This window comes from Acidovorax sp. JMULE5 (assembly GCF_013376875.1).
Taxonomy (GTDB): Bacteria; Pseudomonadota; Gammaproteobacteria; order Burkholderiales; family Burkholderiaceae_C; genus Acidovorax; species Acidovorax facilis.
The window spans coordinates 844,331-857,873 of record NZ_CP035951.1 but is presented as its reverse complement, the minus strand read 5'-3'; the positions used below and the strand labels follow the sequence as shown (position 1 = coordinate 857,873).

11 protein-coding genes are annotated in these 13,543 nt (G+C 63.7%); 7 read left to right on the top strand and 4 right to left on the bottom strand.

The genetic code is table 11. The features are described from left to right. Positions 1-366: 366 nt before the first annotated feature. Entirely contained in the window at positions 367-3,999 is a 3,633-nt protein-coding gene (locus EXV95_RS03925) for a bifunctional diguanylate cyclase/phosphodiesterase (RefSeq protein ID WP_176885883.1), read from the bottom strand. A gap of 21 nt (positions 4,000-4,020) precedes the next feature. After that, complete coding sequence (locus EXV95_RS03920; RefSeq protein WP_176885882.1) at positions 4,021-4,839, bottom strand: alpha/beta fold hydrolase; 819 nt, start codon at positions 4,837-4,839, stop codon at positions 4,021-4,023. Positions 4,840-5,368: 529 nt separating this feature from the next. Between EXV95_RS03920 and EXV95_RS03915 the strand changes: the two genes are divergently transcribed. From EXV95_RS03915 to EXV95_RS03905, 3 genes are all read left to right on the top strand, one after another. Further along, positions 5,369-5,671, top strand: coding sequence for a helix-turn-helix transcriptional regulator (locus tag EXV95_RS03915; protein ID WP_176885881.1), 303 nt, complete (start codon positions 5,369-5,371; stop codon positions 5,669-5,671). A gap of 39 nt (positions 5,672-5,710) precedes the next feature. Continuing rightward, positions 5,711-7,054: a type II toxin-antitoxin system HipA family toxin gene (locus tag EXV95_RS03910; RefSeq protein WP_176885880.1), complete on the top strand. Its 1,344-nt coding sequence runs from the start codon at positions 5,711-5,713 to the stop codon at positions 7,052-7,054. A gap of 94 nt (positions 7,055-7,148) precedes the next feature. Continuing rightward, positions 7,149-8,210: a phytanoyl-CoA dioxygenase family protein gene (locus EXV95_RS03905; RefSeq protein WP_255484913.1), complete on the top strand. Its 1,062-nt coding sequence runs from the start codon at positions 7,149-7,151 to the stop codon at positions 8,208-8,210. Positions 8,211-8,483: 273 nt separating this feature from the next. On the opposite strand, the gene EXV95_RS03900 is transcribed toward EXV95_RS03905, so the two are convergent. Next, positions 8,484-9,800, bottom strand: a complete 1,317-nt coding sequence (locus tag EXV95_RS03900) for a sodium:proton antiporter (protein ID WP_176885879.1) — start codon at positions 9,798-9,800, stop codon at positions 8,484-8,486. 185 nt (positions 9,801-9,985) lie between these two features. Here EXV95_RS03900 and EXV95_RS03895 point away from each other — a divergent pair, with 185 nt between their 5' ends. After that, positions 9,986-10,612 carry a hypothetical protein gene (locus EXV95_RS03895; RefSeq protein WP_176885878.1) on the top strand — a complete coding sequence of 209 codons (627 nt, stop codon included), beginning with the start codon at positions 9,986-9,988 and terminating at the stop codon, positions 10,610-10,612. A gap of 193 nt (positions 10,613-10,805) precedes the next feature. Next, on the top strand, positions 10,806-11,093 hold the full coding sequence (locus EXV95_RS03890; protein ID WP_055401176.1) for a DUF6150 family protein: 288 nt from the start codon (positions 10,806-10,808) through the stop codon (positions 11,091-11,093). Between the two features lie 54 nt (positions 11,094-11,147). Here EXV95_RS03890 and EXV95_RS03885 read toward each other — a convergent pair whose 3' ends face one another. Continuing rightward, the gene (locus EXV95_RS03885) at positions 11,148-11,993 is read right to left on the bottom strand and encodes a fumarylacetoacetate hydrolase family protein (RefSeq protein ID WP_176885877.1); all 846 of its coding nucleotides are present in this window, start codon (positions 11,991-11,993) and stop codon (positions 11,148-11,150) included. Between the two features lie 280 nt (positions 11,994-12,273). Between EXV95_RS03885 and EXV95_RS03880 the strand changes: the two genes are divergently transcribed. Both EXV95_RS03880 and EXV95_RS03875 read left to right on the top strand, forming a co-directional pair. Continuing rightward, positions 12,274-12,873 carry a chromate transporter gene (locus tag EXV95_RS03880; protein WP_176885876.1) on the top strand — a complete coding sequence of 200 codons (600 nt, stop codon included), beginning with the start codon at positions 12,274-12,276 and terminating at the stop codon, positions 12,871-12,873. Then, positions 12,870-13,484, top strand: a complete 615-nt coding sequence (locus tag EXV95_RS03875; RefSeq protein WP_176885875.1) for a chromate transporter — start codon at positions 12,870-12,872, stop codon at positions 13,482-13,484. Before EXV95_RS03880 ends, EXV95_RS03875 begins: the two co-directional genes overlap by 4 nt. Positions 13,485-13,543 lie beyond the last annotated feature (59 nt).

Below are 13,543 nucleotides of genomic sequence, written 5' to 3'. Positions count from 1 at the left end.
TAACGACGCCCCACCCGGCGCACTACCCAGCAACTAGGTGTCAGGTTGTACCCAGTGAGTCGAGGCAAATACTGCGGCTAAATATTCGATGTTTTTGGACTCTATCGCTTATTGAGCAAGCGCTAGCAGCTATTGTTTTTGACAGATTCTTGGCTGTTCACGGCCAATGAATCCTGAGACAACTGGCCCCGTGACGCGGTCCGCTCACTCACTGCGAAAGTTTGTGAGAGTAACGAAGAATCCGCCCGCGCTCTGTGCGGGATGTATAGAGTGCCTGAGGGCGTTTTGCATCAATCGTCATCCTCGCGTTGGCCGCTAACCGCTGGTCGCTTTCCACGGGCTGGTGGCGGCCCGGCGATGGTAGCCTTACAAGGCAGTCGCCCCGGCCCTGGTCGCAATATCTGTCAAGCGGTCGATGGGCTCGGGGCGGTGCTCTAGGTATCCCTGCGCATAGTCCACCCCCATCTCCTTGAGACGCTCCAGCACTTCTGGGGTCTCTACAAACTCAGCCACTGTTTCCAATCCCATCAGTCTGGCGACATCTGCGAAGCAGCGAACCGCCGCTTCGTCCAGTGGATTGCTGAGGAGGGTTCGAATGAACTGCCCGTCGATCTTGAGGTAGTCAACGGGCAGGGCTTTGAGATACCCGAACGAAGATGCGCCAGCACCGAAGTCGTCAAGCGCGACTTTCACGCCGACTGCGCGAACATGGCCGATGAAGATTGCCGCGTCTGCAAGGTTTGTGACTGCGGCTGTTTCGGTGATCTCCAGGCAGAGCCTTGAACAGGTTGCTGCACCTGCTGCGGCAAACAGTGCGAGCGCCCACGCGTGAAAGGCCCTGTCGCCCACGGACTGGCCCGAGAGATTGACGCTGAGGCTGTCGATAGCGTCGGGCTCGTCCAAGCATTGCAGCCACCGGACCGCGTTTTGTAGGACCCAGCGGTCAATGCGCGACGCCAGATGAAAGCGCTCGGCGGCAGGTAGAAACACTCCGGGCTGCACCAAGGATCCATCGTCGTTTCTCAAGCGCAGCAGAACTTCGGCGTGAATGCCAAGCGCTTGATCCCTCAGGCAATGGATACGCTGCGCAAACAACACAAAGCAATCGTGGTCCAGCGCGTGCTGGATCCGGGTCGTCCACTGCATCTCATGGTTTCTTTCGCGCATGGTTACGTCGGTTTCAAACCAAGCATGGACGCGATTCCTGCCAGCCTCCTTAGCCGCATAGCACGAGGCATCGGCAGCTTGCTGGATGGCTGCGGCATTGGCCCAACGCTTGTCCAGCGGAACGAGACCAATGCTGGTACCGATCCGAAAGCGTCGCTCCCCATGGATGAATCGAAAATCGTTCATGCGGTCACAGATCTTCTGGGCAACTCGGCTCGCCTGTTCCATGGTGCAGTGTTCAAGGATGATTGCGAATTCGTCACCCCCCAGGCGAGCAAGGGTGTCGAGCGTGCGGATCGAGTCCCCCAGCAGCTTGCTGACCTGCTGCAACAACTGGTCCCCGATGGCGTGACCACACGCATCGTTGACCAGCTTGAATTGGTCCAGATCGATATACAGCAGCGCATGGTTGCTGTCGTTCTCCTGCGCATGGCGCAGAGTTCTGAGCAATCGTGACTCGAACTCTGCACGGTTTACAAGCCCGGTTAGCGAGTCGTGCGTGGCCCGATAGGTCATCTCGCCGCTGAGCCTGCGCTGCTCGCTGACATCATGGAAGACGAGGACGACGCCGAGCATTTCGCCCTGCGGACTGCGAATGGGGGCCGCTGAGTCCTGGATGCCGTATTCAGTGCCGTCTCGCGCAATGAGCAAGGTTTTGGGGGCCAGGCCCACCGTCTTGCCTTCAGCCAAACAAGCGGCAACCGGGTCGGGTGCAGGCTCGCGCGTTTCTTCGTTGATGATGTGGAAAACCTGCAGCAGGGGACGCCCAATCGATTCCGAAGATAGCCACCCTGTCATTCGCTCGGCCACCGGGTTGAGCCAGCTGACCAGCCCATCGGCATTGGTGGTGATGACGGCGTCCCCAATCGACTGGAGTGTGACCCTCATCAGTTCGTGCTGCTGAGCCAGTTCGGCGCTGAGTCGCAGCATGGCATCGTCACGGCGTTTTCTCTCTGAAATGTCGATGTGGATACCGAACACCCACTCGGGCCTGCCATCGGCTGTGCGTGTGATAAGCCGCCCCCGGTCTTCGACCCAAATCCAGGAACCGTCCCGATGGCGCAAGCGCAGTTCGGACACGTAGGCATCGCTGCGCCCAGCGAAATGCTCTCGCAGCAGCTGCTGAGTCTGGGGTAGTTCGTCCGGGTGGGCGATGTCCGCGCGGTACTGATTCGTTATGACCCCCAGTTCTTCGATGGTCCAGCCGATGATCTCTGCCCAGCGAGGGTTGACGATCACCTCGCCGGTTCGTACGTTCCATTCCCACGTGCCTGCGTTAGTACCCTCAATCAGATTGCGCAAGCGCTCATGTTCCCTTTGAAGCTCACGTTCTGCACGCCTGCGGAGGGTCACATCCTCGACCACAGCCAAGCTGCGAATAGGCAGGCCTTCATCGTCTCGCTCCAGAATTGCTGATAGCAGCACGTCGATGATCGCTCCGCGGCTCGTGATCATTTGATAGGGTATTGCGTCACATCGGCCCGTCGCGAAAAAGGTGGGAAGTACTTCTTCTTTGGCGCGTCTACGGGATTCTTCGGTAAGGAAGTCTGAAGACAGTCTGCCGATAACGTTGTCCCGACGGTATCCAAGGCAAGCGAGCCAGGCATCGCTCACGTGCAGAAGTCGGCCCTGGGCATCAATCGAGTGCAGCATAGCTGGCGTGGTTTCGTACATCGCCTGCAGCCGGCCCTGCGCAACCACCAGTGCCAGTTCTTGCTCTCGCCGCTGCGTGATTTCCTGAAGCGTGCCGCGCAGGCCACTGACGCTCCCTGACGCATCGCGCACAGCCTCGCCGCGCGCCTCCACCCAGCCTGGATGACCATCGGGTCGCCAGTAGCGCAGATCCAGAACGTAATCCTCGCCGGTGTGCAGCGCATTGGATACCCGCTCCGCGAGCCTGGCATAGTCTTCTGGCTGGTAAATGCGAGATTGATCTTCAAAACTGGGTGCAGGCGCCTGCGGGTCGCCGCCGAGCATCGAGTACAACTGGGGAGACCACGTAACCACATCTCCCTCGACTTGCCAGCTCCAACTGCCCGTTTGGCCAAGCCTCTGGGCTTCTTCCAATGCCAATTGCGTTGTCTTGAGTGCAGTAACGTCACTAACATTGACGAAGAAACCAAGTACCTCGCTGCCTGCGATATCGGGCACGTAGTGCGCCAGGATGTGGCGGGGACTTCCGTCGAAATTGGTGACAGCACGTTCGAAATGCTGTTGATGCCCGGCCAACGCAGCGTGGGCGTATTCCTCGTTCCATTCAACGATGCGTTCGCCCAGCAGCTCTTCGCGCGACATGTCGATCAGCTCATGCGGCTGCCTGCCGAACCATTGTGCGTAGGCATGGTTGGCAAAGCGGCAGCGCAGACCCTTGTCCCAGTAAGCCACCATGCCTGGGATCGCGTCAGTGATGGCACGAATAAAGCGCTGGCTTTCGCCGAGCGCGAGGCCCGCCGACTCTGCCAGGTTGCGCTGTTCAATGAGTTCAGCCTCGAAGCGGTGGCGCTCGTGGGTGGAAACAAGGCTCCAAAAATAGGCGGGAACGCCCTGGTATTCCCCTCGGCGACTATTGAGTAGCACAGGCACCCGGGTTCTGTCGCAACCGCTGACTTGCAAATGGATCTCGCTGATCTTCCCGTCCCGCAGCAACGTGGGCCAAATATGGGTCTGCAGAAAAATGCGGCTGGCTGGCGGCAGCAGTTCCTCAAACAACGCCCCGATGCGATTCTCTCGTGCCCCGCCGACAAGCGCGAGAAGGGCTACATTGACGTCAAGCAGGCGACCCGCTTCGTTCGTGACGACCACCGCGCAGGGCAATTGGTCCAACAGATTCATGGAAGGGGCCTTGCCTTTGCGTCAGGCAGCGACGCAAGCGTGATCAAGGTAGTCACGCATGGCGTTGATCACGAGGGATGGGTTGCTCATATGTGCGCAATGGCCGGCAACGTCGAGCACTTGCAGTGTGCTGCCCGGCAGGTGTGCATGGAGATACTCCCCGACGGAAAGTGGGGCCAGAGTGTCGCTGCGGTGTTGCAACAGCAGTGATGGCCGCGAGACCTTGGCCAGGTCAGCCCGGTTGTCCGCGAAGAATGTGGCCCTGGCGAACACCTTTGCAACTGCCGGGTCCGTCGAGCAAAAACTATCTGTCAGCGTGCTGGTCACGTCGCCGGCTCCTGCATTCCCCGCAACCACCGGCGCCAGGTAGTTGGCCCATCCCATGTAGTTCTGATCCATCAGCGCCAGCAGACCTTCCAGGTCGTCACGCTCGAAGCCCCCCGCGTAGCCGGGCGGGTCATTCAGAAAGCATGGAGACGGGCCCAGCAAAATCAGCCGGTCAAACAGCGAAGGCCGCTCGATGGATGCGAGCATGCCGATGCTGCAGCTGACGGAATGGCCTACAAAGGTCACCCCCTCGCTGAGGCCAAGGGCATCGCACACTTCCAGGACATCCAGCGCGTAGCCCCGAAGATCGGCATACCGCATGCGGTCAAACGCAGTGCGGTCCGAGCCGCCGCTGCCCACATAGTCGAACAGCACTTGGCGGTGCGTAGCTCTGAACGCAGGTGTAATCAAGCTCCACATATCTTGATTGCACCCAAAGCCGTGCGCGTACATCAGCACTGGGCCTTCGTCGCCCAGAACTTTGACATTGTTTCGTTTCAAAACGCTGCTCATGGCGCATCTCCTCGGGTTGATACGGTATCAGGGCAAACCGGTTCCTACCATTTCGCAGGTTGCCATGCACTATAGCGACGCAGGCGCTGATTGGCCGGGTGAGATGGGCGGAGGTGCGGCCAAACCCCGCGTTTGACAATAGTTTGCAGTTCGCCTGTGAATCCGGGTGCAACGCCATCTCACTCGTGTGAGACGGGCAAGATCACGCCGTCATAGCTAAGAGTGGCGGCCGGTTTCTCGAGTGCGATCCAGCACTTGGCCGATATGAAAGACTCCAAGGTGATCGGGCAATTACCGCTGTGAGCCACACAGCGTCAGTTCGTCAATCCGAGACCGGTGGCCGCAGTCGCTGTATTGCCACCATTCCGGGCAGTCCCGGTGTCTAAGACATCAAATGCCAAGGAACAGTGGCAGAGACTGGACTGACTTACCGCGGCCATACCTACTACTTTCCGCTACGCTGTGACGGAAATCTCGCAGCGAGATAAATACTATGATCTTTTTTAGTATTAAGAGTATAAATATCATCATGTCTACCGACCTCATCCCCACACTCGCCGCCGCCCGCAAGGCCCACCAGATGACCCAGGCCCAGCTTGCCGAGCGTGCAGGCCTCAGCCGCATGACGGTGCAGCGCACCGAAGGCGGCGACCTGGACCCGCGCTATTCCACCCTGGCCGAGATGGCCCGCGTGCTGGGCATGGACATCATTGCCGTGCCCAGCAGCCTGCGACCCAGCCTGGAGGCGTTCATTCAGTCGGGGGGCAAGTTCCTGGGCCAGCCCGAGGGCGTGGATGCGCCGCCCTCGGTCGTGGATGGTCTGCGCCGCTGACCGTAGAGACTCCTCGCACACCCCTCCGGTCCTCACCCCATGAGCACCTCCATCCGCTACCTGCGCCTGTACCTGCACCGCCCGGCAAAGGCGGACGGGGCGGCGGGCGGTCGCGAGCCCATCGGCTACCTCTCGCAATACGGCGACATCCTGCGCGTGTCGTTTGACGAGAGCTATATCCGCAACCCGCAGCGCCCCACCCTGTCGCTGAGCTTCCAGGGCGCGGACGAGGCGGCCACGCAGCAGATTCTGGCGTCGGCCCGCGATGCACGGCTGGTGCGCACCGATGGGCGCTGGCCGGTGTATTTTCAGAACCTGCTGCCCGAGGGCCACAACCGCGAGCGGCTGGCGCGCGAGCGTGGCTGCAGCCCTGACGACGAGTTCGAGCTGCTGGCCGCCGCAGGCCACGACCTGATGGGCGCGCTGGAAGTGGAGCCCGTGCCCGCGCAAGACGGCATCCCGGACGTGGTGCGGCACTGGCACACCACGCAGGGGCTGGACGTGCTGGAGCCGGGGTTTGTCGAATTCCCGGTCGAAGACGCCGCATCGCTGCCCGGCGTGGTGACCAAGTTCAGCGCGGTGCAGGACGGCCGCCGCTACACCGTGCACCGCCAGGGCGCAGCAGGCAGCGTGATTTTGAAGCTGCCCACCACCGCCCACCCCGACCTCGTGGCCAACGAGTTCACCGGCTACCAGCTGTGCAAGGCGCTGGGCTTGCACTGCGCCGATGCGCGCGTCATCACCCGAACCGAGGCCGACCTGCCCGATGCCGTGCCCTTCAACGAAATTCTGGCCGTGCAGCGTTTTGACCACCTGCCCGGCGGCGCCCGCGTGCACATGGAGGAGTTCAACCAGGTGCTGGGCTACACGCCGCGCCAAAAGTACGGCAAGACATACGGCAAAACCCATGGCAAGGGCGCGCTGCAGGATTGGGCCACCATGCTGCGCGTGCTCAACCGCCTGAGCCGCCAGCCGGTGTTGGACACACGCGAGTTTCTGGCGCGCATGGTGGCCTTCATCCTGATGGGCAACACCGACGCCCACCTGAAAAACTGGGCCTTGGTCTACGCCGACGGCCGCGTGCCGCAGCTGGCCCCGGTGTACGACCCGGTGTGCGTGGCCGCGTTTTTTGATGGTGTGCCCGACCAGCAATACGCCGTGAACCGCGCCATCGACAACACCCTGCGGGCGCTGACTTGGGACGATATGGAAGGCCTGATGAAATCGGCCGGGCTGCTGCGCGTGCCCCGGCACCTGGCCTTGTTGCGCGACACGGTGGCGCGAGCCAAAACGCAATGGCCCAGCCTGCTGGAGAGCGCCCCGGAGTCCGTGCGCAACGTGGTGGCGCAGCGGATTGCAGGTGGCGTGGCCCTGGCCCGGTGATGGCGGGCCACGCGGCAAAATCGACAGGCCTGCGCGCAGGGTTCGGCGCGGGCCGCGCCTTGTGACCCCGAACCGTTTTTGATTTGCTCCATCCATGCACTCCCCGATCGCAACCACCACTCCCCCGACAGCGTCTGGCTCCTTGCCGCCCGATGCGGACAGGGGCGCCCTGCAGGTCCCACACCTCAAACGCTGTTGGTCACGCTGGATGGCCGCGCGCCAGGGCCAGGTGTTGAGTGGTGCCCAAGCGGAGGCCCACCGCACGCAGACCGTGCTGTCCGCACTGGGTGTGGGGCTGGAGCAGACCATGCAATACGTGCTGCGCGAGGCCCCGGAGTTCGCTGCCTTTGAGGACTGGATCGTGCGCACGGCGGGCGCGCCCGATGCCGCCACCGTGACGCGGATTCAAGCCCTTGTGGATGGCGGCCCGGCGCCCGAAGCGGCCTTGCAGCTGCAGGCCCGGATCGATGCGATGGAGCCCGTGCTGGATGCGGACGACCTGGCGCATTGGGACGAGCATGGCTATGTGGTGGTACGCCAGGCCACCACGCCAGAGCACAGCGCCGCCGCCGCGCAGGCAGTGTGGGAGGCCGTGCGCGCCGACCCCGCAGATGTGGAGTCGTGGTACGCCCACGCCCCGCGCAACACCATGGTGCAGATGTTTCAGCACCCGGCATTCGACGTCAACCGACGTTCCCTGCGCATCCACAAGGCATTTGCGCAGCTGTGGGGCACGGCAGACCTGTGGCGCAGCACCGACCGCTGTGGCTTCAACCCTCCAGAACACCCCGGCTACCCCTACGGCGGCCAGGGCATGCACTGGGATGTGAGCCTGCACCAGCCTATTCCCTTTGCCACCCAGGGCATCCTGTACCTGACCGACACGCCCCCCGAACAAGGTGCCCTCACCCTGGTGCCAGGTTTTCACCGCCGGGTGGGCGACTGGCTGGCCCAGCTACCCGCTGGGGTCGAGCCCCGCCAGCAAGACCTGCATGCGCTGGGTGCCACACCCATCGGCGCGGGCGCGGGCGATCTGGTGATCTGGCACCAGGCCCTGCCCCATGGCCCCAGCCCCAATCGGGGCACGCAGCCCCGGCTGGTGCAGTACATCAACCTGGCCCCCGCCCATGTGCCCTGCCACGACACTTGGGTCTGAGAGGCTGAGAGTTTTTTATCCATGCCCGCCTTGCACGCGAAAACGCCCCGGCTCGTCGTTGCAAACGCTCGCCATAGCCCGAGCTATGGCTGTGCTTTGCGCCTAGATCCGAGGCGTTTTCGCGCGCCTTTCGGGCACGGCTAAAAAAACTCTCAGCCTCTGAGGTGCGGCGAGCAGGAGGCGCACCTCCCCCAAAAACCGCAAAACTCATAGCAATAAAACCATACGGATAAAGCGCTAGCGGTCATTTTCGATTGAACCGGTCTTGCTAACTCACCGTGGCCGCTGCGCTTTGGTCTTCCTGCGGGTCTCATAGCGCCGCATCAGCGGCGTCACCGACACACCGTGCAGCAGCACCGACGCCACCACCACCGCCAGCGTGATCGCCAGCAGGCGCTGCGCAATCACCGGATGCAGGTCGTGTGTGATGGCGTACATGAGGTAGTAGATGGAGCCAATGCCCCGGATGCCAAACCATGCGATCAGGCGGCGCTGCGAGCGCTCTACCTTGGCGCCCACCAGCCCTGCATACACCGCCAGCGGGCGGATCACCAGCAGCAGCACGGGCACAAACCACAACACCTCGGTGCCAAAGTCCACCACCGAAAGCAGCGCACCCACCACCAGCACCACAGTCACTTCGGCCAGGCGTTCCAGCTGGGCGTTGAAGCGCTCGACCGACTCCATCATGTGGCCCGGCGCCTGAGCAGCCACGGGGGCTTCACCATCGTTGTTGTCGCCTTGCGCAGGCGATGCCACGGACGCCGCTGGCTCCGCCGCCGCGCGCCGCAGCGCCAACCCGGCAGCAAACACCGCCAGAAAGCCGTAGGTATGGCACAACAAGGCCACGCCATAAGCCAGCGCGATGAGCCCCAGCACCATGAACTCGTCCGGGCCCAGCGCCTCGCGGTGGCGGATGCGCAGGTACAAAATGGCCCGGCCCACAACCACGCCCAGCAGGTAGCCAATCAACAGGCCACCCACCACGGCCCAGAGCACGTCCACCGCCCACCAGCGCCAGCCACTCTCGCCCAGGTCGTGCAGCGACATCAGGCCCAGGCCCAGCATCACCAGCGGAAACGCCGCCCCATCGTTCAGCCCGCCCTCGCCCGTCAGGCCAAAACGCAAGCGATCACGGTCTTGCGGGTCGGACACCTGCACATCGGACGCAAGCACCGGATCGGTGGGCGCCAGGATGGCCCCCAGCAGCACGGCAGCGCCCAGCGGCAGGTGCAGCAGCCACACGCCCACGGCGGTGATGGCTCCCACGGTGATCAGCATCGACACGGTGGCCAGCTGCACCGGAATGCGCCAGCGCCGGTCGCGCAGGGGCAGATCCAGCTTCAGGCCCACGGTAAACAGCGAGATGAGCACGGCAATCTCGGTCAGCCGCTCCAGCAGCGGGGCATCACCCACCGGGTCCAATACCAGCAGGCCCAGCCCCCAGGGCCCAATGCCGACGCCCACGGCGAGGTACAGGATGGCCGAGCTGAGTGGCACACGCGCGATGAAGGAGCTGGTCAGGGTCATCACCACCAGCAGCAGGCCGACCAGCACAAAGCCCAGGGCGGGAAGCAGCTCAGCGGTCATGGAACACACAGACTGGAGGGGGAAAAGGTTGCACGCGCATCCGGCCACTGTGCACGCCACCCGGGCCCACCGCTGCGGGGGTGCGGCCCCCCGGGCTGTCAGCGGATGTCGCCAATCGGTGGAGCGCCTTTCGGCGTTACCTGAGGTTGCATCTGTGCACAATTCCGTGACTCTTGTGTATGCCCATGAACGTCTCCACCCTCTTCAAGATCGCCATGGCCCTGCTGGTGGCGTTTTTTGCCGTCGAGAAGCTGAGGGTGCACTACGCCGACCAGCGGCTGCAAAACCACGGGCTGGCCGCTGTCTCTCAGCCAATGGCCGACAGCCCCGCGCAGGAGGCCACCAGCCAGGCGGCTTTCGAGTTCCGGGGCTATCAGGTCAAGCCGCTGGCCACGTTTGCCGTGCGCGCACGGGTGTTGTCGCGCGAAGACTATTACGTGGGCAAGGAGGCCGAGCTGTCCCCGCTGGACCTGGCCCTGGGCTGGAAGCGCATGGCCGACCCTGCGGTGTACGAAGCCTTGAACATCACCCAGGGCGGCCGCTGGTACCGCTACACCTGGCGCGACCAGCCGCCCATCCCGCTGCAGGAGATCATCGAATCGTCAGCCAACATGCACATGATTGCAGCCACGCCGGTGGTGGAGCGGGCGCTCAAAAAGGCCCGTGCGGGGGCCTACATCCGCATCACCGGCAGGCTGGTGGAGGTGACACACCCCAGCGGCTGGCGCTGGACGAGTTCGCTCACACGGTCGGATTCCGGGGCCAATTCCTGCGAGCTGGTGTTTGTGGAGTCGGTGCAGGTGGAGAACTGACCCGCCACCGGGCCCTGGTTGCTCTCTGCACTCCCAATTTGATAGCTGCTTGCGCTTGTCCATCAAGCGCCAGGCCCTATTTTTATTCAAAATCTTACATCTCTACAGGGCAACCCGGGGGCCGGCGCGCCCAAAGTCTGGATACCCTCGGAAGGACAAGCCCCCGCCCAAACCCTCGCCCGAAAGGATGCCCATGGCCAAGATCCTGGAAGTGAAATACGAAAACCAGGCCGACGCCCACATTTGCGAGGTGGCGCATGAAAGCCAGGCCGACCTGTGCTGGCACGAGGTGCACTACGCCACCCAGGCCAGCGGCGATGCCATTTGGTTCTTTGTGGCCTATGCCAACCAGGCCAGCTTCAAGGTCTACCGCGTCAAGCACGCCAGCCAGGCGGACCTGAAAATCTTCAGGGTCAGCACCCCGGAGCAGGCTGGCTGGCGAACCAAGGACCATCTGCTGATCGGCAAGCTGGGCAAATAGGTTCGGCCCGAAGAGCGCTACGCCGTGTGAACCGCACCAGGCCCACCGCCCGACTCATCCCCCCACGCACTTTTGCACCTGTTCACCCAGGCCCGTGGCGCCCAGGCGCATCACATCACCGGGCTTGAGGAACCAGGGGTCGGGCTTTTGCCCCAGCCCCACACCTGCGGGTGTGCCGGTCAGCACCACGTCGCCGGGCTCCAGCGTCATGAACTGGCTGATGTAGGACACCACGGTGGGCACGCTAAAGATGAAATTGCGGGTGCTGCCGCTTTGCACGCGCTGGCCGTTGACCTCCAGCCACAGGTCGATGGCGTGCGGGTCGGGCACCTCGTCGGCCGTGGCCAGCCAGGGGCCGATCGGGGCAAAGGTGTCGTAGCTCTTGCCCTTGTCCCACTGGCCGCCGCGCTCCATCTGCCAGGCGCGTTCAGACACATCGTTGGCCAGCACATAGCCCGCCACATGCTGCAGCGCATCGGCCTCGGCCACTTGGCGCGCACGGGTGCCGATGACGATGCCCAGCTCGACCTCCCAGTCGGTCTTGACGGCGCCGGGCGGAATGCGCACATCGTCGTTGGGGCCGCTGAGCGCCGTCACGGCTTTCATGAACAACACAGGCTCGGCCGGCGGTTGGAGGCCAGCCTCGCGCGCGTGGTCGGCATAGTTGAGCCCCACGCACACGATCTTGCCCACCCCAGCCACCGGGCTGCCCAGGCGCGGTGTGCCATAGACGGGCGGCAGGCGGCTTGCGTCGATGGCGGCCAGGGCAGAAAGCGTGCGCGGGTTGAGCTGGGCCGGGCCCATGTCGGGCAGCAGCATGGACAGGTCGCGCAGCGTGCCGGTGGCGTCGATCAGTCCGGGGCGTTCTGCGCCGGGCTGGCCGTAACGGATGAGTTTCATGGCGGGAAATCCTGGTGGGGTCGGCGAAAGGTGGCAGTCGCAGCCAGAGCCGCGCTGCGCCGACACGCAGCATAGCGGCACGCAACCCCCAGCGTGCACGCCAATCACCGGCCCTGCCTTGCCGCAAGACGAGGGCCACATCCCCTGCGCAGCCCGTGTGGCGCGCGTAACATGGCGCGGGGTGCACCGCAGCGCCAGCCGCGCACCCAAAATACTCCTGATTTAATAGCTTCTAACGCTTGCCAGATAAGCGCTAGCAGCCATTTTTACTCAATTTTCCATGGCCACTGCCACCGATTTCCCCTCCCCGCCCCCGGAATCCCCGCCCCGGCCCCAACCCCGCAACCCGACCGATCTGTTCTGGTCTTTCACCTGGTTGGCCCTGCAAGGGTTTGGCGGCGTGCTGGCCGTGGTGCAGCGCGAGCTGGTGGAGAAAAAGCGCTGGATGACGAACGAAGAGTTTGTCGAGGACTGGGCCGTGGCACAGATCATGCCGGGCCCCAACGTGGTCAACCTCAGCATCATGATCGGCGACCGCTACTTCGGCCTGCGCGGCGCGTTGGCGGCGCTGGCGGGCATGCTGACCTTTCCGCTGATCCTGGTGCTGGCCCTGGCCGTGGTCTATGCGCAGTTTGCCAGCCACCCGGCCGTGGCCGGTGCGCTGCGCGGCATGGGCGCCGTGGCGGCGGGGCTGATTGCGGGGGTGGGCATCAAGCTGTTTGTGTCGATCAAAAACCACCCCTTGGGCCGCCCGCTGTGTGTGGCGTTTGCAGGGCTGACCATCGTGGCCATGGCGTGGCTGCGCTGGCCGCTGTTCTGGATTTTGCCGGTGATCGGTGGCGCGGCCTGCGTGCTGACGTGGAGAAAGCTCGCGCCATGAATGCAGCTACCACCCTCACCACACCCTTGACTGCCCTGAGCGCGGGCGACTGGTTCAACCTGTTCCTGTACTACCTGTCGCTGTCGCTGCTGGCCGTGGGCGGCGCCATTGCCACCGCGCCCGACATGCACCGCTACCTGGTGGAGCGCAACGCCTGGCTCACCGACCCGCAGTTCAACGCATCCATCGCCATTGCCCAGGCAGCACCCGGCCCCAACGTGCTGTTTATCGCCCTGCTGGGCTGGAACGTGGGCATCAACGCAGGCGGCCCGGGCCTTGCAGGCTGGCTGCTCGGCGCTCTGGGCATGGCGGTGTGCATGCTGGGCGTGATGCTGCCCAGCAGCCTGCTGACCTGGACAGCCACCCGCTGGGGCCACCGCAACCGCGAGCGGCGCGGCGTGCGCGCCTTCAAGCAAGGCATGGCGCCGGTGGTCATTGGCCTGCTGCTGGCCACCTCGTGGGTGCTGACACGCGCACACGGCAACTTCGACACCGCTTGGCCCCTGTGGCTGCTCAGCGCCGTGACCGTGGTGCTGGTGTGGCGTACCAGGCTGCACCTGCTGTGGATGCTGGGAGCAGGCGCGGCATTGGGGGCACTGGGTTGGGTTTAAAGATTTTCTGCACAGCTCCCTGCGGTCGGTGATAGCGCGGTCTCGGGCGGTCCGCTGCG

What these genes read in the sequence shown, in the direction of transcription:
- EXV95_RS03925 (WP_176885883.1), bottom strand. Translation starts at nt 3,999, where the DNA reads ATGAATCTGTTGGACCAATTGCCCTGCGCGGTGGTCGTCACGAACGAA.
- EXV95_RS03920 (WP_176885882.1), bottom strand. Translation starts at nt 4,839, where the DNA reads ATGAGCAGCGTTTTGAAACGAAACAATGTCAAAGTTCTGGGCGACGAA.
- EXV95_RS03915 (WP_176885881.1), top strand. Translation starts at nt 5,369, where the DNA reads ATGTCTACCGACCTCATCCCCACACTCGCCGCCGCCCGCAAGGCCCAC.
- EXV95_RS03910 (WP_176885880.1), top strand. Translation starts at nt 5,711, where the DNA reads ATGAGCACCTCCATCCGCTACCTGCGCCTGTACCTGCACCGCCCGGCA.
- EXV95_RS03905 (WP_255484913.1), top strand. Translation starts at nt 7,149, where the DNA reads ATGCACTCCCCGATCGCAACCACCACTCCCCCGACAGCGTCTGGCTCC.
- EXV95_RS03900 (WP_176885879.1), bottom strand. Translation starts at nt 9,800, where the DNA reads ATGACCGCTGAGCTGCTTCCCGCCCTGGGCTTTGTGCTGGTCGGCCTG.
- EXV95_RS03895 (WP_176885878.1), top strand. Translation starts at nt 9,986, where the DNA reads ATGAACGTCTCCACCCTCTTCAAGATCGCCATGGCCCTGCTGGTGGCG.
- EXV95_RS03890 (WP_055401176.1), top strand. Translation starts at nt 10,806, where the DNA reads ATGGCCAAGATCCTGGAAGTGAAATACGAAAACCAGGCCGACGCCCAC.
- EXV95_RS03885 (WP_176885877.1), bottom strand. Translation starts at nt 11,993, where the DNA reads ATGAAACTCATCCGTTACGGCCAGCCCGGCGCAGAACGCCCCGGACTG.
- EXV95_RS03880 (WP_176885876.1), top strand. Translation starts at nt 12,274, where the DNA reads ATGGCCACTGCCACCGATTTCCCCTCCCCGCCCCCGGAATCCCCGCCC.
- EXV95_RS03875 (WP_176885875.1), top strand. Translation starts at nt 12,870, where the DNA reads ATGAATGCAGCTACCACCCTCACCACACCCTTGACTGCCCTGAGCGCG.